The 2,397-nt window shown below is 40.5% G+C and carries 2 protein-coding genes; both read left to right on the top strand.

The features are described 5' to 3' along the window. Positions 1-6 precede the first annotated feature (6 nt). Positions 7-1,110 (top strand): DNA polymerase III subunit beta, encoded by a 1,104-nt coding sequence (gene dnaN / locus A3766_RS17510; protein ID WP_068507320.1) that lies wholly within the window; start codon positions 7-9, stop codon positions 1,108-1,110. An 80-nt stretch (positions 1,111-1,190) separates the two neighbouring features. Then, a partial coding sequence (locus A3766_RS17505; protein ID WP_068642591.1) for an AarF/ABC1/UbiB kinase family protein occupies positions 1,191-2,397 on the top strand: 1,207 nt, incomplete at its 3' end.

Here is a 2,397-nt window from a genome sequence, read left to right as displayed (position 1 = left end):
TAAAAAATGAAATTAACTATTACTCGTGAAGAAATCCTAAGTCCTCTTCAAATTATTTCGGGTGTTGTTGAGCGAAAGCAAACCATGCCTGTGCTTTCGAATATTTTGCTTGAAGCAGAACCAGGTAAAGTAGAATTAACCGGCACCAATATGGAGGTTGAGTTAGTTTGTACGCTTAATAGCGCCGCAGTCGAGACTGCTGGAAGAATTACCTTGCCTGCACGTAAGTTAGTAGATATTTGTCGCTCTTTACCAAATGATGCAGTGATTGAGCTAAGTCTGGAAGGTGAAAAGATGCACCTTCGTTCCGGTAAGAGCCACTTTACCTTAGCAACCTTGCCAGCAGATCAGTTTCCGAATACTGAAGAGTCTCCTCACGATATTGCTGTGAGTTTCATGCAGCGTGACTTTAAACAGATGCTTGACGCGACTTCTTTTGCGATGGCGCAACAGGATGTTCGCTACTACTTAAACGGCATGTTGTTAGAGCTAGGTAACCGTTACGTTCGTTTAGTTGCAACGGATGGGCATCGTCTCGCACTTTCATCTCTAGCAACAGATCTTGAGCGCGATACAGACAAGCAGGTGATTGTACCGAGAAAAGGTATTATTGAGCTCGGTCGTTTGTTATCTGACTCTGAAGACGAAGTGGTGCTTTCTATCGGTGAAAGCCATATATATTCACAGATAGGCAATTATAGATTCACTTCAAAATTGATCGATGGAAAGTTCCCTGACTATAACCGTGTTATTCCTAAGGGTGGTGACAAGGTTATGTATGCGGATAGAAGTTCGCTTAAGGATATGTTTACGCGAGCAAGTATTCTTTCACATGAAAATATTCGAGGAATTCAATTACATTTGTCTGAGAATCAATTGCAGGTGTTTGCTAATAATCCAGAGCACGAACAAGCTGAAGATTGTTTGGAAGTGGATTATCAGGGTGAAGATTTACAGATTGGATTCAATGTTAGCTATCTAATTGATGTTATGAATGTTTTGTCGAGTGAAAATATTCGAATGACGCTATTGAATGCAAATTCATCGGCTTTGATAGAGTCTTCAGAGAATGATGGAAACTTATACGTAATCATGCCGATGCGCTTATAGAGTAGGGCAGGGAAGACTCTAACAGGCGCTTCTTCATTATTAGCGTTGTAATTCAGATAGTAATATAAAAGGACAAAGCGATGGGATTGTTTACAGATACATTGAAGGGAACTTTTCGTATTGGTCAGACTACAGGCATTCTTGCTAAAACAGGTGCTCAATGGTTAATCGGTAAACGGCCACCCAATCCCAAGTTATTAAGATCTATTTTTGAAGACTTAGGTGCTACCTATATTAAGTTAGGGCAGTTTATCGCAAGTTCGCCTACTTTCTTTCCTCAAGATTACGTTGAAGAATTTCAAAACTGCTTAGATCGTACCCAGCCTTTTTCTTTTTCTGTGGCTCGAAAGATTATTGAAAATGAATTAGGTAAGCCTTTGAGTGCAGTTTATTCTTATGTTGACCCGGTTCCTTTAGCATCCGCTTCTATTGCTCAGGTTCATGCTGCCAAGCTTGTATCGGGTGAAGATGTAGTGATCAAAATTCAAAAGCCAGGTGTTGAGAATGTATTGCTTACAGACCTTAACTTTCTCTATGTCTCAGCGAGAATTATTGAACATCTGGCACCAAAGCTATCATGGACATCTATGTCTGGTGTCGTTGAAGAAATTCAGCGCACAATGATGGAAGAGTGTGATTTTATAAAAGAAGCAAATAACCTAGATGAGTTTAGCGAGTTTTTGCATAGTGCTGGCCACGAGGATGTTTGCGTTCCTAAAGTTTATCGAAGCGCTAGCTCGAGACGAGTTCTGACAATGGAACGTTTTTATGGTGTATCGCTAACTGATTTGGATACAATTCGTAAATACTGCTCCGATCCCGAAAAGACATTGATCACAGCAATGAATACCTGGTTCTCTAGTTTGACGCAGTGTGCCTTTTTCCACGCTGATGTTCATGCAGGTAACTTAATGGTTCTCGAAGATGGTCGTATCGGCTTTATCGACTTTGGTATTGTAGGTCGTATTAACCCTGGCACCTGGGAAGCTGTTTCAGACTTTATATCAGCGATTATGATTGGAAACTTTGAGGGTATGGCTGATGCGATGATTCGCATTGGTGTCACAGATAAAGATGTCATTGTTGATGACTTAGCAAACGATTTACGTCGAGTGTTTAATAAACTAGATGTGATGGTCCCCGATACAGCGATGTTCGAGACGCAGGGTGAAGATGATATTAATAATGTGCTAATGGATATGGTTAAGGTTGGTGAGCAGAATGGTATCCACTTCCCTAGAGAATTTGCTTTGTTATTAAAGCAATTTTTGTATTTCGATCGCTATG

This window comes from Oleiphilus sp. HI0132 (assembly GCF_001635845.1).
Note: the sequence above shows the minus strand (reverse complement) of the source record. Positions and strands in the feature narration are given on the sequence as shown.

Bases quoted from the DNA above. Each gene is read 5' to 3' on its own strand.
- dnaN (WP_068507320.1), top strand. From the start codon at position 7: ATGAAATTAACTATTACTCGTGAAGAAATCCTAAGTCCTCTTCAAATT.